The sequence below is a fragment of the Streptomyces sp. MNU76 genome (genome assembly GCF_020982545.1).
Classification (GTDB): domain Bacteria; phylum Actinomycetota; class Actinomycetes; order Streptomycetales; family Streptomycetaceae; genus Streptomyces.
In genome coordinates this window covers 308,357-329,009 of the sequence record NZ_JAJKLK010000007.1, presented here as the reverse complement: position 1 = coordinate 329,009, position 20,653 = coordinate 308,357, and the positions used below count along the sequence as shown (strand labels likewise).

Annotated in this window: 21 protein-coding genes; 15 read left to right on the top strand and 6 right to left on the bottom strand. The window is 71.1% G+C overall.

The window, feature by feature from the left end; translation table 11 throughout:
• The first annotated feature begins 351 nt into the window (after positions 1-351).
• The gene (locus E4N62_RS19440) at positions 352-906 is read left to right on the top strand and encodes a hypothetical protein (RefSeq protein ID WP_230216033.1); all 555 of its coding nucleotides are present in this window, start codon (positions 352-354) and stop codon (positions 904-906) included.
• A 208-nt stretch (positions 907-1,114) separates the two neighbouring features.
• On the opposite strand, the gene E4N62_RS19435 is transcribed toward E4N62_RS19440, so the two are convergent.
• Complete coding sequence (locus tag E4N62_RS19435; RefSeq protein WP_230216031.1) at positions 1,115-1,732, bottom strand: SLATT domain-containing protein; 618 nt, start codon at positions 1,730-1,732, stop codon at positions 1,115-1,117.
• A gap of 344 nt (positions 1,733-2,076) precedes the next feature.
• Here E4N62_RS19435 and E4N62_RS19430 point away from each other — a divergent pair, with 344 nt between their 5' ends.
• The 4 genes from E4N62_RS19430 (at position 2,077) to E4N62_RS19415 (ending at position 5,000) form a co-directional block, all read left to right on the top strand.
• Entirely contained in the window at positions 2,077-2,421 is a 345-nt protein-coding gene (locus tag E4N62_RS19430; protein WP_230216029.1) for a YbaB/EbfC family nucleoid-associated protein, read from the top strand.
• Between the two features lie 203 nt (positions 2,422-2,624).
• Entirely contained in the window at positions 2,625-3,224 is a 600-nt protein-coding gene (gene recR / locus E4N62_RS19425; RefSeq protein ID WP_184905496.1) for a recombination mediator RecR, read from the top strand.
• Positions 3,217-3,882, top strand: a complete 666-nt coding sequence (locus tag E4N62_RS19420; protein ID WP_217182050.1) for a DUF5063 domain-containing protein — start codon at positions 3,217-3,219, stop codon at positions 3,880-3,882. Before recR ends, E4N62_RS19420 begins: the two co-directional genes overlap by 8 nt.
• 182 nt (positions 3,883-4,064) lie before the next feature.
• Positions 4,065-5,000 (top strand): M56 family metallopeptidase, encoded by a 936-nt coding sequence (locus E4N62_RS19415; RefSeq protein ID WP_230216027.1) that lies wholly within the window; start codon positions 4,065-4,067, stop codon positions 4,998-5,000.
• Between the two features lie 47 nt (positions 5,001-5,047).
• On the opposite strand, the gene E4N62_RS19410 is transcribed toward E4N62_RS19415, so the two are convergent.
• The gene (locus E4N62_RS19410; protein ID WP_268269553.1) at positions 5,048-5,482 is read right to left on the bottom strand and encodes a hypothetical protein; all 435 of its coding nucleotides are present in this window, start codon (positions 5,480-5,482) and stop codon (positions 5,048-5,050) included.
• Positions 5,483-5,629: 147 nt separating this feature from the next.
• On the opposite strand from E4N62_RS19410, the gene E4N62_RS19405 reads away from it, so the two are divergent.
• From E4N62_RS19405 to E4N62_RS19385, 5 genes are all read left to right on the top strand, one after another.
• Positions 5,630-6,385, top strand: a complete 756-nt coding sequence (locus E4N62_RS19405; RefSeq protein WP_230216320.1) for a helix-turn-helix transcriptional regulator — start codon at positions 5,630-5,632, stop codon at positions 6,383-6,385.
• Positions 6,378-6,569 (top strand): DUF397 domain-containing protein, encoded by a 192-nt coding sequence (locus E4N62_RS19400; protein WP_230216023.1) that lies wholly within the window; start codon positions 6,378-6,380, stop codon positions 6,567-6,569. Before E4N62_RS19405 ends, E4N62_RS19400 begins: the two co-directional genes overlap by 8 nt.
• Positions 6,570-7,347: 778 nt before the next feature.
• Positions 7,348-7,905 (top strand): hypothetical protein, encoded by a 558-nt coding sequence (locus tag E4N62_RS19395; protein ID WP_230216021.1) that lies wholly within the window; start codon positions 7,348-7,350, stop codon positions 7,903-7,905.
• A gap of 50 nt (positions 7,906-7,955) precedes the next feature.
• Entirely contained in the window at positions 7,956-8,537 is a 582-nt protein-coding gene (locus E4N62_RS19390; RefSeq protein ID WP_230216019.1) for a Uma2 family endonuclease, read from the top strand.
• 173 nt (positions 8,538-8,710) lie between these two features.
• Positions 8,711-9,211, top strand: coding sequence for an SgcJ/EcaC family oxidoreductase (locus E4N62_RS19385; RefSeq protein ID WP_230216017.1), 501 nt, complete (start codon positions 8,711-8,713; stop codon positions 9,209-9,211).
• 71 nt (positions 9,212-9,282) lie between these two features.
• Here the strand turns inward: E4N62_RS19385 and E4N62_RS19380 are convergent, their stop codons facing one another.
• Together E4N62_RS19380 and E4N62_RS19375 are read right to left on the bottom strand one after the other, a co-directional pair.
• On the bottom strand, positions 9,283-10,668 hold the full coding sequence (locus E4N62_RS19380) for a HAMP domain-containing sensor histidine kinase (RefSeq protein ID WP_230216015.1): 1,386 nt from the start codon (positions 10,666-10,668) through the stop codon (positions 9,283-9,285).
• Entirely contained in the window at positions 10,665-11,423 is a 759-nt protein-coding gene (locus tag E4N62_RS19375; protein ID WP_230216013.1) for a response regulator transcription factor, read from the bottom strand. Before E4N62_RS19375 ends, E4N62_RS19380 begins: the two co-directional genes overlap by 4 nt.
• A 340-nt stretch (positions 11,424-11,763) precedes the next feature.
• Here E4N62_RS19375 and E4N62_RS19370 point away from each other — a divergent pair, with 340 nt between their 5' ends.
• The 4 genes from E4N62_RS19370 (at position 11,764) to E4N62_RS19355 (ending at position 17,081) form a co-directional block, all read left to right on the top strand.
• Entirely contained in the window at positions 11,764-13,044 is a 1,281-nt protein-coding gene (locus tag E4N62_RS19370; RefSeq protein ID WP_230216011.1) for an aspartate kinase, read from the top strand.
• Between the two features lie 127 nt (positions 13,045-13,171).
• The gene (locus E4N62_RS19365) at positions 13,172-14,239 is read left to right on the top strand and encodes an aspartate-semialdehyde dehydrogenase (protein WP_230216009.1); all 1,068 of its coding nucleotides are present in this window, start codon (positions 13,172-13,174) and stop codon (positions 14,237-14,239) included.
• A 755-nt stretch (positions 14,240-14,994) separates the two neighbouring features.
• Entirely contained in the window at positions 14,995-15,600 is a 606-nt protein-coding gene (locus E4N62_RS19360) for a SigE family RNA polymerase sigma factor (RefSeq protein WP_230216007.1), read from the top strand.
• Positions 15,597-17,081, top strand: a complete 1,485-nt coding sequence (locus tag E4N62_RS19355) for a hypothetical protein (protein ID WP_230216005.1) — start codon at positions 15,597-15,599, stop codon at positions 17,079-17,081. The genes E4N62_RS19360 and E4N62_RS19355 overlap by 4 nt, the downstream gene beginning before the upstream one ends.
• 92 nt (positions 17,082-17,173) lie before the next feature.
• Here the strand turns inward: E4N62_RS19355 and E4N62_RS19350 are convergent, their stop codons facing one another.
• Positions 17,174-18,091 (bottom strand): SURF1 family protein, encoded by a 918-nt coding sequence (locus tag E4N62_RS19350; protein WP_230216003.1) that lies wholly within the window; start codon positions 18,089-18,091, stop codon positions 17,174-17,176.
• Between the two features lie 74 nt (positions 18,092-18,165).
• Complete coding sequence (locus E4N62_RS19345) at positions 18,166-18,648, bottom strand: nuclear transport factor 2 family protein (RefSeq protein WP_230216001.1); 483 nt, start codon at positions 18,646-18,648, stop codon at positions 18,166-18,168.
• Between the two features lie 153 nt (positions 18,649-18,801).
• Here E4N62_RS19345 and E4N62_RS19340 point away from each other — a divergent pair, with 153 nt between their 5' ends.
• Positions 18,802-20,631 (top strand): prolyl oligopeptidase family serine peptidase, encoded by a 1,830-nt coding sequence (locus E4N62_RS19340; RefSeq protein WP_230215999.1) that lies wholly within the window; start codon positions 18,802-18,804, stop codon positions 20,629-20,631.
• Positions 20,632-20,653 lie beyond the last annotated feature (22 nt).

Genomic DNA, 20,653 nt, shown 5'->3' with positions numbered 1-20,653 from the left:
GCCCCACCCGGGCCCGCCGCCGCACCCGGTGGTTACAACCCGGGGCCCGCGCCCGTAGGCTATGGCTTCCCGCAGCCGTACACCCAGCAGCCTGCCGGTGGCTACGGTACACCCGCCCCCGGCCCTGCCTACGGCTACCCGCAGAGCGGACCGCAGGCGCCGTACGGGGCGTACGGGCAGCAGCCGTACGGCGGCGGTCAGGGGCACGGAGGCGCCGCCGGGGCGGGGCTGGGCGCGACCCCGCCGTACGGGCCGGAGCCCCTCTACGGATCGGAGCCCCCCTACGGGCCCGGGGCCGGGACGGGCCCCGGCGGGGGTCCCGAACCGGAGCGCGGGAGCCGGGGCGCCTCCGTGCTGCTCGTCGCCGTCGCGTTGGTGGTCGCCCTCGGCGCGGGCGGCTCGGTGTACGCGCTGATGAAGAAGGGGGGCGACGGCGGCGAGAAGGACGACGCGAAGGGCGGTACGACGACGAGCGCGCCCGAGACGCCCGGGCCGACGACCGGCGAGCCCACGGACCCCGCGACCTCGCCGGACCCGACCACCGAGGCGCCCGACGCGGGCACGGTCCCGGAGGACTTCCTCGGCACCTGGGACGCCACGCTCGGCGGCGCGGACACCCGCCGGCTCGTCATCCGGCAGGGCGAGGTCGGCGACACGGTGCTCTCGCTCACGGCGGACGGACCGCTCGAAGGCGGCGGCACGTACCACTGCGTGTTCGAGGCGACGCTGACGGACGAACCGGACGACGACGGTCCGCTCCGGATCGGTCCCTCCACCGTCACCACCGGTGAACCGGCCGAGTCCTGCTCCCCCGGTGCCGCCACCACCGTCACCCTCCTGCCCGACGGACAACTCCGCCGCGTCGACACGGCGGGCAAGTCGGTGACCTACACGAAGACGGGCTGAGAGGTTCGGGGCAGGGGCGCGGGGAACTGCGCGACCAGCCCCCACCGAACCCGCACGTGGGGGTCGAAGGGGCGCAGCCCCTTGCGACGATGGGACGGGTAGGGGCGGCGAGAGAACCCCGCCGCCCCCGGCGGCCCCTACCGAGCCTCTGGCGGCCGCTGCCGAGGCATGTTCGGCCGAGCCGCCGGAGGCAACGGCACCCGCCCGTTCACCACCCTCCGGCCGACCCGCGGATCCCCCACCCGCAACCCCGACGGCGCCGCCCCGCCCGGAACTCCACCATCCAGTCCACCGTCTCGGCCCGCACCAGCTCCGTGATGTCCTCGGAGAACCGCCGCAGCACCCCGAGGCACCGCTCGGCGGCCTCCCCGGCCGTCCCCTCCGCCGGTCCCAGCACCTCCCGCGCGCTCTCCGACGCCCAGTCGAACCGCAACACCTGCAACCGCCGCTGCACCGCCTGGGCCGTGGCGACGTCCCGCATCCACCCGGAGGTGACCCCGAAGAACCGATCCACCGCCACGCACGCCACACAGGACAGCAGCGCGAGATACCCCCAGGGGGCCGCCCCGCCCACCGCCCCGGTGAGGTCGAGCAGCGGCAGCGCGGCCCCGACGAGCGCGCCCGTCGCCGCGCCGACCCGCAGTACCCGCGCCGCGAGGCGCTTCCACACCCGGTCCGCGAGATACCACGACGCGGTCTCCAGCGCCGCCCGCTCGACCCACTGGTACAGCTCCTCCAGCCGCTGCCCCCAGTCCCCCTGCGGGAACGGCCGCCCGGCCAGTTCCCCACCCACGGTCCGGTCGCGGCCGTCCACGGCTCCGCCCACAGCCCGGACCCCTCACCCCGCCCGTCCTGGGGTCCCCCCTCGGGCTGCATCTCCGGCTGGCTCACCCGGCACTCCCTACGTACGTACGGCGCTCACGCACCACCCTGACGCGGCCGGACCCCTTCCTACCGCCCAATGGGTGGCGAAGATGGTGTTTTCGCCGCTTATCCCCTGGAAGATGCCCTTGATCGGATATATGAATCCCCGCCGACTCACTCGAAAGAGTGGCGCGGCAGAGGCCGTGCCGACCACGTAGGCTCGTTGCGACCGCAAGAAGGTCCACGGGGGCGTCCGTAGATCCGTCCCCGCGGACCTCCGCAAGTACTCGTGCGAGGGAGCTGAACGTGATCCCCGGTGGTGGCCAGCCCAACATGCAGCAGCTGCTCCAGCAGGCCCAGAAGATGCAGCAGGACCTGGCGAAGGCACAGGAGGAGCTCGCGCGGACGGAGGTCGACGGTCAGGCGGGCGGCGGTCTGGTGCGGGCCACCGTCAACGGCTCCGGCGAACTGCGCGCCCTGAAGATCGACCCCAAGGCGGTGGACCCGGAGGACACCGAGACCCTCGCCGACCTGATCGTCGCGGCCGTCCAGGCGGCCAACGAGAACGCCCAGACCCTCCAGCAGCAGAAACTGGGCCCCCTCGCCCAGGGCCTCGGCGGCGGTTCGGGCATCCCCGGCCTGCCCTTCTGAACCGGGCCTCTCGGCCGCCCCTCACCCACCCTCTCCGCGCCCCCGGCGCGACTTTTCGCCCGAACACCTCCCGACACCTCCGAACTCCGCAGAACTCGCCCGCAACCCCCCGGCGAGCCCATCCGTGCCCGGTACCGCCTTCCTCGGAGCGGCGGCGGCCGACTACGGTACGTACTGAAAGACACCAGGAAGGACGGCAGTCCGTGTACGAAGGCGTGGTCCAGGACCTCATCGACGAGCTGGGGCGGCTGCCCGGCGTCGGTCCCAAGAGCGCGCAGCGGATCGCCTTCCACATCCTGCAGGCGGAGCCCACGGACGTACGACGGCTCGCGCAGGCCCTCCTCGAGGTGAAGGCGAAGGTCCGTTTCTGCGCGACCTGCGGCAACGTGGCGCAGGAGGAGCTGTGCAACATCTGCCGCGACCCGCGCCGCGACCCGTCCGTCATCTGTGTCGTGGAGGAGCCGAAGGACGTCGTCGCGATCGAGCGCACCCGCGAGTTCCGGGGCAAGTACCACGTCCTCGGCGGCGCGATCAGCCCGATCGAGGGCGTCGGCCCCGACGACCTGCGCATACGGGAGCTGCTGGCCCGCCTGGCCGACGGCACGGTCACCGAGCTGATCCTGGCCACGGACCCGAACCTGGAAGGCGAGGCCACGGCCACGTACCTCGCCCGCATGATCAAACCCATGGGCCTCAAGGTCACCCGCCTGGCCAGCGGCCTCCCGGTGGGCGGCGACCTGGAATACGCGGACGAGGTGACCCTCGGCCGCGCCTTCGAGGGGAGACGATTGCTGGATGTCTGACGCCACGCTGCACGCGACGGACCTGAACCCGGACGACTTCGCGGTCCAGATCGCGGACCAGATCGAGAGCTTCCTGGTCGCCGTCACCGAGGTGGCCAAGGGCGACGAGCCGGACTCGGCCGTCCCGTTCCTGCTGCTGGAGGTCTCCCAGCTGCTGTTGGCCGGCGGTCGCCTCGGCGCGCACGAGGACATCGTGCCCGACGAACGCTACGAGCCCGACCCCGGTTTCGAGCCGGACGTGGACGAGCTGCGCGAACGCCTCGCCCTGATGCTCGACCCGGTCGACGTCTACTCCGAGGTCTTCGACCCCTACGAGCCCCGCAAGGCGCCGGTCCCGGCCCGGATCTCCGACGACCTCGCCGACGTCATCGCCGACCTGCGCCACGGCATGGTCCACTACCGCGCGGGCCGCACCACCGAGGCGCTGTGGTGGTGGCAGTTCTCCTACTTCTCCAACTGGGGCTCCACGGCGTCGGCGACCCTGCGGGCCCTGCAGTCCCTGGTCGCCCACGTCCGCCTCAATCAGCCCCTCGCCGAGCTGGACGGTCTCGACACCGACCAGGAACTGATGGGCGACGAGACGCTGGAGTTCGAGGCGGGCCAGGTCATGGCGGAGGAGATCGCGGGGCCGCTGGGACTGGGCAGGAAGGTCAAGTAGCTCCATCGTCCGTCGTCCGCCTCGAACGCTTGGACGCCGGCCTCGAACGACCGCCTCGTCGCCTGCCGCCTCGCCTGTCTCGTCGCCCGCTTCGGGGCACGCCAAGGGGTGCTGCGGGTGCGGGGACCGGCGGTAGCGTAAGCACCGTCGCCCGCCCCCCGACAGGAACCGGACCCAGTGACGTGACCGTTCTCCTGCTGCTTCTCGTCGCCGTGGCTCTGACCGCCGCCGTGGTGGGTCCCCGTGCGCTGCTGAGGGCCAGGTGGCCCGAGCGGGAACCCGTGGTCGCGCTGTGGACGTGGCAGTGCCTGGTGGCGGCGGCCCTGCTGAGCTGTCTCGCGGCGCTGGTGCTGGGCGCGGCGGCCGTGTTCGAGACGGTTCGGACGCATGCCTTCGCCCCCGCGCCCCCGGCCGTGACCGCCGCGTACGACCTCACGGCCGCGCCGCCCTGGACGGCCGTACTGACGCTGGTGCTGGCCCTGGGGGCGGCCTGGAGCGGTGCGATGCTGGCCCGGGAGCTGGTCGAGGCCCGGCGCCGGCGGCGGTTGCGCCGTGCGCACCTGCGGGAGCGGGCCCCCGATCTCCCGGCGGGCCTGCCGCAGGCGAAGGGGCCGCTGCTGGTGCTGGAGGACGAGTACCCCGACGCGTGGCTCATGCCGGGCGCCCCGCCCCAACTGGTCGTCACCACGGGTGCGTTGGGCAGGCTGAGTGACCGCCAGCTGGACGCCGTGCTCGCCCATGAACTGGGTCACGCCCGCGCCCGCCACGACTGGCTGCTCCATCTCTCGACCGCCCTCGCCACGGGCTTCCCGCGCATCCCCCTCTTCGCCCACTTCGCCGACCAGACCCACCGGCTTGTCGAACTCGCCGCCGACGACACGGCATCGCGCCGCTGCGGTCACCTCACCACCGCCCTCGCCCTCATCCAACTCAACCAGCACCGGGGCGTGTTGAGTTGCTCCACCACCCGCCGCCTGCTGGGCGACCGGGTGGAGCGGCTGCTGGAGCCGCCGCCCCGCCTCGACCGCACCCGCCGCGCGGCCACAACGACGGCCGCCGCGCTCCTGGCCCTGCTCCCGCTGCTCATCGCGTTCGCACCGGCGCTGGGCACGCTCTAGGCAGGACACGACTCGGGAACGTCTCTGGCGGTGGCACTGCACTCACGTCAGGGTTCCTCCCGGTCGGCCTGGGCAGCGCGCACCGCAGTCACTGCCGTGAGCAACAACTCCGGTGCCACGTACGGTGTCTCCGGGGTCGGCTCGGAGTACCAGCGCAGCGGGAACGTGTTGCCGTCGAGGGCCGGGATGCCGACGTAGGTCACCGTCCGCATGTTCCCCGCGTTCAGGCCGAACCGCTGCACACCCGGCAGCCAGGCGTGTCCGTGCACCGTGCCCGGCCTCAGCAGGAAGTACATCCACCGGAACCCGGCCTGTTCGAGGACGACCGGCCCCGCGTCCCCGTCCGTCACCTCGATCAGCCTGTCCGCGACGGTCTCCCCGAGGGCTCCCTCGATCCGTACGGCGTCGAAGTGCACGCCGACCACGCGCAGCCGGTGCCCCGCCACGGGCACCCACGGGGGCCGGTGAATTGCGTCCGTCATGGTCACACGGTGGCGATCGGCGGGCTACGCTCGGTAGTGACTGAGGTGATACACGCGGGTGTGTATCGGTCGGAGGTGCGCGCGGTGTCGGTCCAGTGCAACGCCAACTCCCAACCCCCGGTTGCCTGGCGCTACGGCGGCAACCAGATGAAGCGCTGGCGCACGAAGGCGAACGTGACCCGCGAGGAGCTGGCCGAGGCCGCGAACTACTCGCCGGACACGATCAAGTCCATGGAGCAAGGGGTGCGGATGCCGACCCCGAGGGTGCTTGATGTGGCGGATCAGCTGTGTGGGGCGCAGGGGCTGCTCAGCTCGGCCAAGGAGTATCTCCAGAGGGAGAAGTTTCCGGCGAGGGCTCAGGACTTCATGCTGCGGGAGAGGGAGGCGATCAGCCGTTGGTCGTACGAAGTCGCGCTGGTTCCTGGGTTGTTGCAGACGCCGGGTTACGCGCGGACACTGATCGAGAATCGCTACCCACCTCTGGACGAGGAGACGGTGGAGGAAAGGGTCGCCGCACGTCTGGAGAGGCAGGCCATCCTCACGGAGCGGAAGCCCTCGGTGGCCCTGAGCTTTGTGCTGTACGAGGCGGTCCTGCGCAGTTCCCAGGTGGATGCCGAACAACTGCGGCGCTTGCTGGAGGCGTCCTGCCTTCGGAACGTCCTGTTGCAGGTGCTCCCCTTCGAGCGAGCCATCAGTGCGGCCCTCTTGGGGCCCATGGTGATGCTGGAGACGCGTGATCACGAACGGTTCGTCTTCACGGAAGGGCCGCTTGCCAGCGAGCTTTCGGCTGATCCGGAGGTTGTCAACCGCGTGACCGAGCGGCTTAGCATGATCCGCGCGCAGGCCCTCAGCCCCGCTGAATCGGCCCGTTTCATCGAGCGGATGGTGAACCGTGATGAGTGAGCAGCTGGCGTGGTTCAAGTCGAGCTACAGCGACGACGAGGGCGGCGACTGTGTTGAAGTCGCCCTATCCGAAGCACGGTTGACGGTCCACGTACGCGACTCCAAGGACCCCACCGGCCCCACCCTCACCCTCACCGCCCCCGCTTGGAGGGCCTTCGTTTCCGCAGGTCGGCCCGGGGCTTGAGCCTCGGGACCCGAGCTCTTCCATGGGGTTTTCCAAGATCTCTGGGTTGGGTGAAAACCCAAACCAACCAACCAGGTCTGTACGTGAGTTGAAGGGGCGCAACCCGAAAGGGTGACGTTCCGTGATCGGATTGCTTCGGAACGTAAAGTCGCTCTAGGTTCGCGGCAACCAACCAAATAGATCGGCCCCGGCCGGTGCGCCAACACCGCTGCCAGGGCCTAGACCTACGGATCGAAAGAGACTCGATCGTGGCTTACGCCCACCCTAGTGCTGCCCTGCCTTCCCCGTCTCACCCGATGGCCAAAACGGGCTGCGGAAAACGTTCCGTAGGTGACGAAGACCCGCACGCGGACCCGGATTTCGCACATCTGAGCCCCCGTGACGCCGAGATCGCCGTCTTCATCGACCACCTCGAAGACGGCCACGCCATGGGCCACAAGGTGATCGCGGCGGAGCATCCGCACTACGGCCAGCAGGCGGTGCGTACATCGGCGGGCCGCCTCGTCCACGCCGGGCATCTGCGCTGGATCAATGAGCACATCACCGTCGAGGAAGGCTCCATGCGGTGGGTGACGCGAACGTACTGGTCGCGTACCCGCAGGTCCGTGGAGTGGTGGGCGAACTTCGCGCGGGAGCGCGACGGCAGGGATGTGACGGAGCACCACCGGTCGGGACTGGTCCGGGTCGAGGAGAACGAGCCCGCTGACGAGACGCCCGAAGAACCCACTCCGACCCCCACCCGATCCAGACCCAGGACCCCGGCCCGACGCCCCCTTCGGTGGACCAGCCCAGCACCGCCTACCGGACGCTCGCCGAACTCCGTTCCGTCGATCCCCGGATGCCGCTGTCCGAAGCCGACTGTCACTCCCTCGAATCCCTGGTCACGCAGTGGCTGTCGCGCGGCGCGACGCCACAGGACGTCACCACGGCACTGACCGACGGCTTGCCGTCGGAGGTCACCAACCCGGGCGGATTCGCCCGCAAACGATTGGAGAACAAGATGCCCCCGACCCCGTCGACACGTCCGGCGAAGGCCAAGCTGCGGCAGAAGGCGGCCCGGCGCGCTCGTGTGACCCGCGTGATCATGGTCTGTGGTCTCTGTGACGCGGACGAGCGAGCCGTTGAGCTCGTGAACGGCCTGTGCCCCGAATGCCTCGCGGAGTGTGAGGCGGACGGGCCGATGTACGCCCCGGTGCCGGACACCTTCCTCCCCGCACCACGTGCCGGTGGCCTCCCCGACGCCGACGCCGACGCCGGCGCCGACGAGGTCGTGGACGTCACGGCCCGCGTGGAGGAACTGCGCCGTGCGGCCGGCCTGGCCGGGAGGCGTGTATGAGCGTGCAGGACGTGCCGGTCAGGGCACCATGGAGTCGAGGAGGCGACGCCATGACCACCCCCACGCCCGAACACCGGCCGCAGATGTCCGTCGAGGAGTTCGAGGAGCTGGAACGCCATGCCCCCGAGATGGTGAGGCTGGAGTTCATCAAGGGGAAGGTTCAGGTCAAGCCGGTGACCGATGGCAATCACGACCACATCGTCGCCTGGTTGCAGCGGCTGTGCATGCAACACCGTCCCGAGCTGTGGCTCTACGGGGATCGTGGGATGAAGGTCGAGGAATACCGCAAGGGGCGGGCCCGCCCGGACGGACTGCTCGCGCCGTTCGGCTTCCCGATGGGGCATGGCGACTGGTCGGATGCCAAGGGCGTCCTCATGGTGCTGGAAGTGACCTCGCACGACTCGGACACGCATCAGCGCGACCGGGTGGAGAAGCCCGACGGCTACGCCGCCGCAGGCATCCCGGTCTACCTCCTCATCGACCGCGACGACGGCTCGGTCGTGGTGTTCAACGAGCCGGAAGGTGGGCGCTACCAGCACGAGGAGAAGTTCACCTTCGGGGCCACGGTCAGGCTCCCCGACCCGGTGAACATCATCCTCGACACCGAGCCCCTCAAGGAGTACGTGGACTGACCCGCCCCCGGCCGGGATGTGTCGCACGGGTCGTCCGACCATCCTGTACGAACCTTGCCCGGGGCCTGTACGTCCGTTGCACGGCCCCTAACCGGCGTCACGCGAATCTTGTGTCACTTCCACCGCACAGGAAGCGGCGGCAGTAACACCCCCACCTCGCACGGGAGATCGCGATGACCCGCAAGAACCGGATACGCGCCGCCATCGTCACCGCCACCGCTCTGGTCACCGTCGGCACGGTCACCGCCGGTGTCAGCATGGCCGGGGCCGAGGCCGCGCCGAAGAAGCCCTCCAAGAAGGAGATCGCGGCGCTCTTCGACGGCTGGAACAAGGCGCTGCGGACCGGTGACTCCAAGAAGGTCGCGGACCGCTACGCGAAGGACGCGGTCCTCCTGCCGACCGTCTCCAACAAGATCCGCACCGACCGCGCCGGCATCGTCGACTACTTCGACCACTTCCTGGAGAACAAGCCGGTCGGCAGGAAGACCAAGACGATCATCAACGTCCTGGACGGCAACTCCGCGATCGACACCGGCTCCTACGCCTTCACGCTCACCGACCCGAAGACCGGCAAGAAGCGTGTCGTCGAGGCTCGTTACACCTACGAGTACGAGAAGCGGAACGGCGTGTGGAAGATCGTGAACCACCACTCGTCGGCGATGCCCGAGGGCTGAGCACCCGCCCTCACGAGCGTGGCTGAGAACCCCCCGGCTCAGCCACCCGAGGCCGGCTGAGCTCTCCCGGCTCAGCCACCCCCGTGCCGCGCCGCCCGCAGCGTGAGCGCGACGCACAACCCGCCCCCGGGCGCGTCCTTGAGGGCCACGGTCCCGTTGTCGTCGGTGACGAGTTGCTTGACGACGGCGAGACCTAGGCCCGACCCGGACTTCCCGGTGAGGCCCTGACCGCGCCAGAAACGGTCGAAGGCGCGGGACTTCTCGGCGTCCGACATGCCGGGGCCCTCGTCCAGCACCGACAGCACCACCACGTCGCCCCGGGTCTCCATCGAGACCGTGATCGTCGCACCGTCCGGCGAGACCTCCAGGGCGTTCGAGAGCACGTTGTCCAGGACCTGGTCCAGATGACCGGGGCTGGCCAGCACAAGCGGCCGGCCGTCGGCACTCCCCCTGAGCGTGATGGTGACTCCGCGCTCGTCGGCGGCCGGTCTCCACAAGGCGAGTCGCTCCTGGATGATCTCCCGGAGGGACAGCGGTTCCGCCACCGTCACCTTCGCCTCCGCCCGCGCCAGCACCAGCAGGCCGTTGACCAGGCGACTCATCCGGACCACCTCGGCCGTCGCCTGCTCCACGTCCTCCCGGACGAACTCGTCGTCCACCCCGTCCGCGATGTTGTCCAGCGACAGCCGCAACGCCGTGAGGGGGGTGCGGAGTTGGTGGGAGGCGTCGGCGACGAAGATGCGCTGCGAGGCGATCAGCGTGTCGAGGCGTTCGCCCGCCTGGTTCAGCGTCCGTGCCAGGGTCTGTGTCTCCTGGGGGCCTGTCACGGGGGAGCGGGCCGTCAGGTCGCCGTCGCTCATCTTGCTCGCCATCTCGTTGAGCTGGCGCAGCGGAGCGGTCAGCCGGCGGGCGGCGAACACGCCGATGAACGCGGCGGCCGCGAGGACCAGGACGGCCAGCGCCGCCCGGAAGCCCCAGATGGTCCAGAGGCGGTAGGTGAGGTGGTCGGTCGAGAAGACGATCCGTACGGCGCCGACGACCTCATCCGTCGCCTTCCCGTTCGCCGTGCGCTCATGGGCGGGGACGGTGATCACCAGGTTGTCGCCCCAGATGAAGTCGGCTCCCCAGTCGGTGGTGGCCCTGCCGTCCTCCAGGGCCCTGGTCAGGGCCGCGTCCCGGACCGGTGCCGCCAAGCCCTCGGGCCCGCAGCCGTTCGTGGCGGACACCTGGACCTCGGCGTCGTCGTCGGTGTACGCCTTGGCCATCTGCGTGAGGGCCTCGCACGCGGCGACGTCGTCGGTGCCCAGCAGCTTGGCCATGGTCTCGGCCTCACGCTTGACGGACAGCTCGGTGTCCCCCCGCAGCTGATCCGTGAGCGTGAACGCCACCGGCACGGTGAACAGGGCGATCGCCACAGCCACGAGGAGCACGTAGCTGCGGATGAGCTGACGGATCATGACGCGCCCGCGCCCTCACCGCTGGTGCCGCCCGCGCCTTCACCCCGGCGGCCCCGCGCCCTCACCGCCGGCGGCCCCGCGCCCTCGTCGACGACGAGCCGGAACCCCACGCCCCGCACCGCCTCGATGGTGATCGCCCCGGCGAGCTTGCGCCGCAGCGCGGCCACATGGACGTCGAGCGTCTTCGTCGGGCCGAACCAGTTCGCGTCCCAGACCGCCTCCATGATCTGCTCGCGCGACATCAGGGCACCCGGCTCCTCGGTGAGAAAGGCGAGGAGGTCGTACTCCTTGGGGGCCAGCGCCACCTCCGTGCCGTCCAGGTGGACGCGCGCGGCCTTGCGGTCGACGGTGAGGCGGGGGCCGTAGCGGTCGGGGCCGGCGGCGGGCGTGCCGGCGGCGCGCGGCTGCACCCGGCGCATCACCGCCCTTATCCGGGCGATCACCTCACGCACGCCGAACGGCTTGGAGACGTAGTCGTCGGCGCCGAGCTCCAGCCCGACCACCCGGTCCGTCTCGTCGCTGCGGGCGCTGATCACGATGATCGGCACCTGGCTGCGGTCCCGCAGGGCCTTGCAGACGTCGAGGCCGTCGGTGTCGGGCAGCCCGAGGTCCAGGAGGACGACGTCGTACGGGCCGTCGTACGACAGCGCGGCCCCGCCCGTGCTGACCCACCGCACCTCGAAGCCGTACCGAAGGAGCCCTCGTCGCAGGGACTCGGCGACCGGCTCGTCGTCTTCCACCAGAAGTACGCGCACGGCCACGACCTTAATGCTTGAAAGTTGCGGCTCCCTCGGCGGAAGGGTCCTCGGTGGGCCGGGGTGTGACTCCAGGCACTTTTCCGCGTCCGCGCCGACTGTTCGGCGACGACCTGGGCAGGGACGTTCCCGGAGCGGTCGAGGCTCCGGGCGAGAAGCCGGGTGGAACCGGTGGAAGGCCCGGAGAAAACCCAGGTGATCAAAGGGTGAGCGGGACATCTCACCATGCGGTACCAGGGAAGGGATATTCGACCGCTCGATAGACTGAGCCGACCGCCGCAGCACGTGTGAGTGCGTGTGTATGTGCGGATAAGGGACTGAAACGGAGCGAGGAGCGCACGTGGGCCTTGTCGTGCAGAAGTACGGAGGCTCCTCCGTAGCCGATGCCGAGGGCATCAAGCGCGTCGCCAAGCGGATCGTGGAAGCGAAGAAGAACGGCCACCAGGTGGTCGTCGTCGTTTCCGCGATGGGCGACACGACGGACGAGCTGATCGATCTCGCCGAGCAGGTGTCACCGATGCCTGCCGGGCGTGAGTTCGACATGCTGCTGACCGCCGGAGAGCGTATCTCCATGGCGCTGCTGGCCATGGCGATCAAAAACCTGGGCCACGAGGCCCAGTCGTTCACCGGCAGCCAGGCAGGCGTCATCACCGACTCGGTCCACAACAAAGCCCGGATCATCGACGTCACGCCCGGCCGCATCCGGACCGCGCTGGACGAGGGCAACATCGCCATCGTCGCCGGCTTCCAGGGTGTCAGCGCGGACAAGAAGGACATCACCACCCTCGGCCGCGGCGGGTCGGACACGACCGCCGTCGCGCTGGCCGCCGCGCTGGACGCCGAGGTCTGTGAGATCTACACCGACGTCGACGGCGTCTTCACCGCCGACCCGCGGGTCGTGAAGAAGGCGAAGAAGATCGACTGGATCTCCTCCGAGGACATGCTCGAACTGGCCTCGTCCGGTTCGAAGGTGCTGCTCCACCGCTGTGTCGAGTACGCCCGCCGCTACAACATCCCGATCCACGTCCGCTCGTCCTTCTCCGGACTGCCGGGCACCTGGGTCAGCAACGAGAAGCCAGAGTCGCAAGGGGACCACAAGGTGGAGCACGCCATCATCTCCGGAGTCGCCCACGACGTCTCCGAGGCCAAGGTCACGGTCGTCGGCGTCCCGGACAAGCCGGGCGAGGCCGCCGCGATCTTCCGCGCCATCGCGGACGCCGAGGTCAACATCGACATGGTGGTGCAGAACGTCTCCGCCGTGACGACCGGGCTGACGGACATCTCCTTCACCCTCCCCAAGACCGAGGGCCGCAAGGCCATCGACGCGCTGGAGAAGAACAAGGCCGGCATCGGCTTCGACTCGCTGCGCTACGACGACCAGATCGGCAAGATCTCCCTGGTCGGCGCGGGGATGAAGACCAACCCGGGCGTCACCGCCTCCTTCTTCGAGGCGCTGTCCGACGCGGGTGTGAACATCGAGCTGATCTCGACCTCCGAGATCCGCATCTCGGTCGTCACCCGCGCCGACGACGTGCCGGAGGCCGTGCGCGCCGTGCACACCGCCTTCGGGCTCGACTCCGACAGCGACGAGGCCGTCGTCTACGGAGGCACCGGACGATGACGGTCCGTTCGTACCGGGCGTACGACGGCTCGTACCGCTCGTGCGACGGCTCGTGCCGGGCGCACGGCTGCGGTGTCGGCGTAGGCATCGGTGGCGGTGTCCGTAGCGGTCTCGGCAGCGGTCGCTGATGGCGGTCGATGCCGGGCGCGCCGGCAGGCCGACGCTCGCGGTCGTGGGCGCGACCGGGGCCGTCGGCACCGTCATGCTCCAGATCCTGTCCCACCGCGCGGACATCTGGGGCGAGATCCGTCTGTTCGCCTCCCCGCGCTCGGTCGGCCGCAAGCTGACCGTGCGCGGGGAGCAGGTCGAGGTGTCGGCCTTGTCGGAGGATTCCTTCGACGGGGTCGACATCGCCCTGTTCGACGTCCCCGACGAGGTCGCCGAGCAGTGGGCGCCGGTCGCGGCGGCCCGGGGCGCGGTCGTCGTCGACAACTCGGGCGCCTTCCGGATGGACCCGGAGGTGCCCCTCGTCGTCCCCGAGGTCAACGCGCACGCCGCCCGGAACCGGCCGCGCGGGATCGTCGCCAACCCCAACTGCACGACCCTCTCCATGATCGTGGCGCTCGGCGCGCTGCACGCCGAGTTCGGGCTGCGCGCGCTGGTGGCCTCCTCGTACCAGGCGGTCAGCGGCGCGGGCCGGGCCGGCGTGGACACCCTGCGCCGGCAGATCGCCCTGGTCGCCGGTACGGAGCTGGGGACCGCCCCCGGTGACGTACGGCGGGCCGTGGGCGACAGCACCGGGCCGTTCCCGGAGCCGGTGGCGCTCAACGTGGTGCCGTGGGCCGGGGACCTCCGCGCGGACGGCTGGTCCTCGGAGGAGATGAAGGTGCGGGACGAGTCCCGCAAGATCCTCGGAATGCCGAAGCTGCCGGTCGCCGTGACCTGCGTACGGGTGCCGGTGGTCACCGCGCACTCCCTCACCCTGCACGCCCGCTTCGAGGGCGAGGTCACGGTCGCCAAGGCGCGGGAGATCCTCGCCACGGCCCCCGGGGTCGTCCTCTACGACGATCCGGGCGCGGGGGAGTTCCCCACGCCGGCCGACGTGGTGGGCACGGACCCCACCTGGGTCGGGCGCGTACGCCGGGCCCTGGACGACCCGACGGCCCTGGAACTCTTCGTCTGCGGCGACAACCTGCGCAAGGGCTCCGCCTTGAACGCGGTTCAGGTGGCTGAGCTGGTGGTGAAGGGCGCGTAGTCGCTCGGGGCGCGGGTCGCTTTGGCGGGTGCGGGTGCGGGTGCGGGTGTGGGTGTGGGTGCGGGTGCGTGGTCGGGTGCGGGTGCGTGGGGCTTCTCGCGCAGTTCCCCGCGCCCCTGAAAAGCAGGGGCTGCGCCCCGTGCTTTTCATCCTGCGGCCCCGTCGGCTTTCAGGCCCGCAGGGCCTGATCTTCCTGGGGCGCGGGGAACTGCGCGAGAAGCCCACCGGGCCCGCGGTCGCCGACGAACCCGCACTCCCCGCCCCTACGGCGTCGGCCCCTGTCAGCGGTGGCGTGTAAGTTCTTCGGGTCGGTGGTTCCACGGACGGACGATTTCCGCCCGCACCGCCGCCGGATTTCCGGGTTGATTCAGGCCTCCCGGTGATCGAGGATTTTTCTCCCCGTCCGCCGCAACCGCGCGGCGCACGGGGAGCGTCTTTACCGGGCGCCCTTCGGCGGGGCTGGGCGCCACCACTTGGGGCATAGGGGAAGAGCTGGTACGCATGAGGGCGTTCGACGCGCTGTCCGGTGTTCGGTGGGTCGTACCGATGGCTGCGCGTTGCGTGCCGACGGACGTGGCCGCCATACCGACCAGCGCCCATGCCATACGGACACGTGTGCGGTCTGACGCAAAAGTAATGCCTGTCTCGTACAACCCCGACGGGGGGATGCGGGTCCAACAGGCGTGGCAGAGGTACTCGATTTCACCGCGGTACAGACGAGGGGCACCGCCCTGCGTCCACCCCGCCGTCCCCGCATGCCCGGTTCGGCCGGCGGCATGCCGGTGATCGCGCCGATGCCCGCGGCGCGGCCGACCCGCATCCCCAGCCAGCGCGACGGCGCGGACGACACGTCGACGGTGCCGGCCTCCGGTACGACGGTCGACCACCTCACCGAGACGTACCGCGCTCACTACCGTTCGCTCCTCGGTCTCGCGGCGCTCCTCCTCGACGACACCGCCTCCTGCGAGGACGTCGTCCAGGAGGCGTTCATCCGCGTGCACTCGGCGCGCAAGCGCGTTCGGGACCCGGAGAAGACGCTCGCCTATCTGCGCCAGACGGTCGTGAACCTCTCGCGCTCCGCCCTGCGCCGCCGGATCCTCGGCCTGAAGCTGCTGTCGAAGCCGATGCCCGACATGGCGAGCGCGGAGGAGGGCGCGTACGACCAGCTGGAGCGCGACTCGCTCATCAAGGCGATGAAGGGGCTCCAGCGGCGGCAGCGCGAGGTTCTCGTGCTGCGCTACTTCGCCGACATGACCGAGGCCCAGGTCGCCGAGGCACTCGGTATATCGCTGGGCTCGGTGAAGGCGTACGGCTCCCGGGGCATCGCGGCACTGCGCGTCGCCATGGAGGCGTCCGCATGAGCACGCACGGCAAGGACGACGGACCCGACAGGCACGACGGACCCGACAGGCACGGCGGGCCGGGCGGTCGGGACGAGCTCGGCGCCAGGAGGCGTGCCTCCTGGGGGCGCCGGGACGAGGACGAACGCGCCGAGGAGCGCGAGGACGAACGCGCGGAGCAGCGCGGGCGGGACGGGCGCGTCGGGGGGCGCGGGCTCGAGGAGCACGAAGAAACGCAATCGCACGCTGGGAACGGAACTGTGAATCACGGCCCCGAAGAACAAGGCCCCCACCCCGAGGGCCAGGATCTCGAAGGCCACGCTCCGGACGACTCGCGTGAGGACGACTCGCGTTCGGCCGACCTGAATTCGGCTGACCCGAGTACGGACGACGCGACCCCGGATGGCCCCGCGCCGGACGGCCCCGCGCTCAACGGTGCGGTGCTGAACGGCGCCGTGCTGAACGGCGCGGTGCTGAACGGCTCCGGGGCGAAGGGTCTCGGCGCGTTCGACTCCGACGAACTGGTGCTGCGCAATCTCCTGCACCAGGCGGTGGCGGAGATCGAGCCCAGGGACGGCACCCTGGAGCATCTGCGGCGGGCGGTACCGGCGCGGCGGACCCGCAAGCGTCAGGCCGTCGTCGGCATGGCCGCCGCCGCGCTCCTCATCGGCACGGCGATCCCGGCCCTGGTGCACGTCTCCAACTCCACCGGCTCCGACGTCAACACCTCCATCATGGGCAACGGCTCGCACAAGCAGGAGACCGAGGGCCAGTCCAAGGGCCAGACCGGCGGGAACGGTTCGTCAGGAGGCTCCTCCGGCGGGTCCAAGGAGCCCGGCAGGAGCAAGGACAAGGGCAAGGGCGACAAGGGCAAGGGCCAGAGCAGCGGCTCCACGAGCGGCACGCAGGCGACGCCGACGGCCGCCGCCTCCGCGCTGTGCACGGCGGCCCAGCTCGGTGGGGGCGGGAGCGTGGACGCACCGGACTCCGGCGGAGCCGTCTACGGCTCCTTCCGCATCTCCAACATCTCCGGCACGAGCTGTACGGTCACCGGCGGGGGCTCTGTGAGCGCCCTCCCGCAGGGTGCCGCGGACGGGTCGAAGATCACCGTGGCGACCCATGTCGCCGGTGACGCGGCGGCCGGACTGCCCGACCCGTCGCTGTCCCTGACCCAGCTGGTGCTGCAGCCGGGAGCGGCGTACGAGGTGCGGTTCGCCTGGGTGCCGTCCGAGCCCTGCCCGACCGCCGGCGGGACGACGGGCGGCGGCACCGGCGGTTCGGATCCGTCACCGGACCCGACGCCCACGGGGGAGGCGAGCCCCGGCACCACGACCGACGGCACCAACTCCGTCTCCACCCAGCTCTTCACCGAGGACGGCGTCGGCGACGGCAGCGTCCTCGTCTCCCACACCACCGAGGGCGGCATCGCCACCTTCTCGGCCAACATCGGCAACGCCTGCGCGGGCGTGGTCTACCGGACGGGTTTGATGGCAGCGACCTGACTGGCCTGCCGGGGTGCCTGACGGGGGCGGCAGGGCCACGGGCCCCGGCGTGGCCGTGGGATGCCGTCGATTCTCAGCGGAGCCCGTCGGTCCTACGGGGCCGGCTCGGCCTCGCGGGAGCTGTTCTCGTCGGCTCGGTCGGCGTGCGCCCCGTCTCGGTTCGCTTCGCCGCCGCCCTGCTCGTCGCCGTCTCCGTCACCGTCCGGTGCGGCGGCGCTACGGCCGTCTCCGTTTCCGTCCGGCTCGGCGGTGTCGGGCAGCAGCCCCAGTTCCGTGTCGCGGATGAACTCGACCTCGCGGCGGATCAGGCGGAACCACATGAACACGACGAAGCCGGCGAACACGAACCACTCGCCGGTGTAACCGAGGTTCTGGAAGGCCTTGAGGTCGAGCCCGGTGTCCTGCGGCGCCGTCGCGGGGACGGCCTTCATGCCCGAGTCGCCCTTGTCGAGGGTGATCCAGGCGTCGTACAGGTCGTCCGGCACGAGGTTCACCAGCGCCGCCGCGCTGATCGCCGAGGTCTGACCGGTCGGCAGCCCGCCCTGGACGGGCACGCCGTTCGACCCCGGGGTCTCGGAGGCCTGGAGCGACCCGGTGACGGTGACCTCGCCGGAGGGGGCCGCCGGGGCCCGGTCGGCGTCCGCCGCGCCGGGCAGCCAGCCCCGTACCACCGGCAGGGCTTTGCCCTCGTCGGTGCGCAGCAGAGTCAGCACGTAGAACCCGGTCCGGCCGTCCAGCTCACGGTTGGGCACGAGGAGCTGCTCGCCGTACCGCCCGCTCACGGTGGCCAGTTCGCCCGAGGTCTCCTTGTCCACCGGCAGCAACGACTCCAGCGGGCGTGCCGGGGCCCGGTCCGCCGGGTCGATCCGCTCGGTCGCCGCGCGATGGTCCTGCATCCGGTCCTCGAACCGGCTCAGCTGCCACGACCCCATGAACACGCAGAACGGGATGGCGAGCAGCACGAAGACGTTGATCCCCCACCATCGGGGCGTCAGCAGGAACCGGTACACGCCTTCCACCGTACGGTGCCCGCGCGGGGCCCCCGGCCCCGGGGTCGCCCCGCCGAGCCCGCCGCGACGCCCCCTCAGTACCGCTCGACGAGGTGCTCACGCCCGGCCGGAGGCTCGTACGGTTCGGGCCAGAAGTCCGTGATCGCGGCAATCCGGCCGTCCTCGTCCACCGTGAAGAAGGAGATCGCGTACATTTCCTCCAGCCCCACGGTGACGTGTGTCCGGCTGACGACCTGCCCCGGCGACCCCGGTCGCGGCGGCTCCGCGACGATCCGTTCGATCCGGGCGTGCCAGTCACCGGGGTACTCCCGGTTGAACTCCACGTACCGCTCGCGGCCGCGGATCCGCTCCCGCGTCTGCGGCAGCTCGTACACGACGTCCTCGGCCAGCGTCTCGGCGAACGCGACCCAGTCCCGGCCCTCGGCGGTGGCCCAGAACCGCTCGACCGTCCCGCGCAGATCGGCACGCGCGGTCGTCCCCGCAGCGGTCGCCGTAGTCGGCCCCGCCCGGGGCCCCGTAGTCGTTCCCGTGTCCGTCCTTCGTGTCGTTGAGGTCATGCGGCGAGTCTGCACCCGGGCACTGACAATCGTCCCGGACGACCCCGACCCGGGCACGGGTGATCAGCCCGGCCGACCCCGCGGCGGCCGAAGTTGTCCACAGGCTGGGGACCTCGTCGGCGCGATGTCGTGCGGTCGGGGCAATATGGGGCCATGACTGAGAGCAACGGGGCCACCCCGCAGCAGCAGCACGGGTCCATGCCCGACTGGGAGAAGAGGTTCCGGGCACCGAGGGTGTCCCTGCCGGACTGGGCGGAGGACGCGCCGCACCGCTCGCTGTTCGTCTCCAACGCCACGGGCACGTACGAGCTGTACGCGTGGGACCGCGCCACCGGCGAGCAGCGCCAGGTCACGAACCGGGCCAACGGCACGACGGACGGTGTGCTCTCGCCGGACGGCGAGTGGATCTGGTGGTTCGACGACAAGGACGGGGACGAGTTCGGCGTCTGGCGGCGCCAGCCGTTCCAGGGCGGCCCGGACGAGGAGGGCGCCCCGGGCCTGGAGCCGTCGTATCCGGCGGGCCTGGCCCTCGGCCGGGACGGCCGGACGGCGGTCGTCGGCCGCTCCACCGACGAGGACGGCTCCACGATCCACCTGTCCCGGCAGGGCGAGGCCCTCGTCGAGATCTACCGCCACCGTGAGTCGGCCGGCGTGGGCGACCTCTCGCACGACGGCTCGCTGATCGCGATCGAGCACACCGAGCACGGCGACGCGATGCACTCGGCGCTGCGCGTGGTCCGGCCGGACGGCACGCCGGTCGCCGAGCTCGACGACACCAAGGGCGGCACCATCGAGCTGGGCCTGGAGGTGCTGGGGTTCGCACCCGTCGTCGGCGACACCCGGCTGCTCATCGGCCATCAGCGGGGCGGCCGTTGGGAGCCGCTCGTCTGGGACGTGGTCTCCGGCGAGGAGACCGACCTCGGCCTCGCCGACCGGCTGGAGGGCGACCTGAGCGCCGAGTGGTATCCGGACGGCTCCGCGCTGCTGGTCGCCCACAGCTTCGAGGCCCGCAGCGAGCTGTTCCGCTACGACCTGGCGACCCGCGCCCTGGAGCGGGTGGACACCCCGCGAGGGACCGTGTCGGGGGCCACGGCCCGCCCCGACGGCAGTATCGAGTACCTGTGGTCCTCGGCCGCCGAACCGCCGGTCGTCCGCTCCACGACCGGCGAGGTGGTCCTCGACCCGCCGGGCCTGAAGTCGCCCGGTTCGGTGCCGGTGGAGGACGTCTGGGTGGACACACCCGGGGGGCGCGTCCACGCCCTCGTCCAGCGCCCCGAGGGCGTGTCCGGCCCGTACCCGACGGTCTTCGACATCCACGGCGGCCCGACCTGGCACGACAGCGACGCCTTCGCCGCGGGCCCGGCCGCCTGGCTCGACCACGGGTACGCGGTGATCCGCATCAACTACCGCGGCTCCACCGGGTACGGCCGCGCCTGGACCGACGCCCTCAAGCACCGGGTCGGCCTGATCGAGCTGGAGGACATCGCGGCCGTGCGGGAGTGGGCGGTGGGCTCCGGCTTCGCCGACCCCGACCGGCTCGTCCTCACCGGCGGCTCCTGGGGCGGGTACCTCACCCTCCTGGGTCTCGGCACCGAGCCCGAGGCCTGGACGCTCGGCATCGCCGCGGTCCCCGTCGCGGACTACGTGACCGCCTACCACGACGAGATGGAGGCGCTCAAGGCGATGGACCGCACGCTCCTCGGCGGCACGCCCGAGGAGGTCCCCGAGCGCTTCGAGGCCTCGTCCCCGCTGACCTACGTCGACGCGGTGAAGGCCCCGGTCTACATCTCCGCCGGCGTCAACGACCCCCGCTGCCCCATCCGCCAGATCGACAACTACGTCGACCGCCTCGCCGCCCGCTCCGCCGTCCACGAGGTCTACCGCTACGACGCCGGCCACGGCTCCCTGGTCGTCGACGAACGCATCAAGCAACTCCGCCTGGAACTCGACTTCGCGCAACGCCACTTGGGAGGCCGTGCCTGAGGCCACCAACACCCCCGCGCCC

Excerpts from the sequence above, each read along its gene's own strand:
- E4N62_RS19340 (WP_230215999.1), top strand. The coding sequence starts at position 18,802 with ATGACTGAGAGCAACGGGGCCACCCCGCAGCAGCAGCACGGGTCCATG.
- E4N62_RS19365 (WP_230216009.1), top strand. The coding sequence starts at position 13,172 with ATGGCGGTCGATGCCGGGCGCGCCGGCAGGCCGACGCTCGCGGTCGTG.
- E4N62_RS19360 (WP_230216007.1), top strand. The coding sequence starts at position 14,995 with ATGCCCGGTTCGGCCGGCGGCATGCCGGTGATCGCGCCGATGCCCGCG.
- E4N62_RS19405 (WP_230216320.1), top strand. The coding sequence starts at position 5,630 with ATGAAGCGCTGGCGCACGAAGGCGAACGTGACCCGCGAGGAGCTGGCC.
- E4N62_RS19385 (WP_230216017.1), top strand. The coding sequence starts at position 8,711 with ATGACCCGCAAGAACCGGATACGCGCCGCCATCGTCACCGCCACCGCT.
- E4N62_RS19400 (WP_230216023.1), top strand. The coding sequence starts at position 6,378 with ATGAGTGAGCAGCTGGCGTGGTTCAAGTCGAGCTACAGCGACGACGAG.
- E4N62_RS19410 (WP_268269553.1), bottom strand. The coding sequence starts at position 5,482 with ATGACGGACGCAATTCACCGGCCCCCGTGGGTGCCCGTGGCGGGGCAC.
- E4N62_RS19380 (WP_230216015.1), bottom strand. The coding sequence starts at position 10,668 with ATGATCCGTCAGCTCATCCGCAGCTACGTGCTCCTCGTGGCTGTGGCG.
- E4N62_RS19390 (WP_230216019.1), top strand. The coding sequence starts at position 7,956 with ATGACCACCCCCACGCCCGAACACCGGCCGCAGATGTCCGTCGAGGAG.
- E4N62_RS19420 (WP_217182050.1), top strand. The coding sequence starts at position 3,217 with ATGTCTGACGCCACGCTGCACGCGACGGACCTGAACCCGGACGACTTC.
- E4N62_RS19345 (WP_230216001.1), bottom strand. The coding sequence starts at position 18,648 with ATGACCTCAACGACACGAAGGACGGACACGGGAACGACTACGGGGCCC.
- E4N62_RS19355 (WP_230216005.1), top strand. The coding sequence starts at position 15,597 with ATGAGCACGCACGGCAAGGACGACGGACCCGACAGGCACGACGGACCC.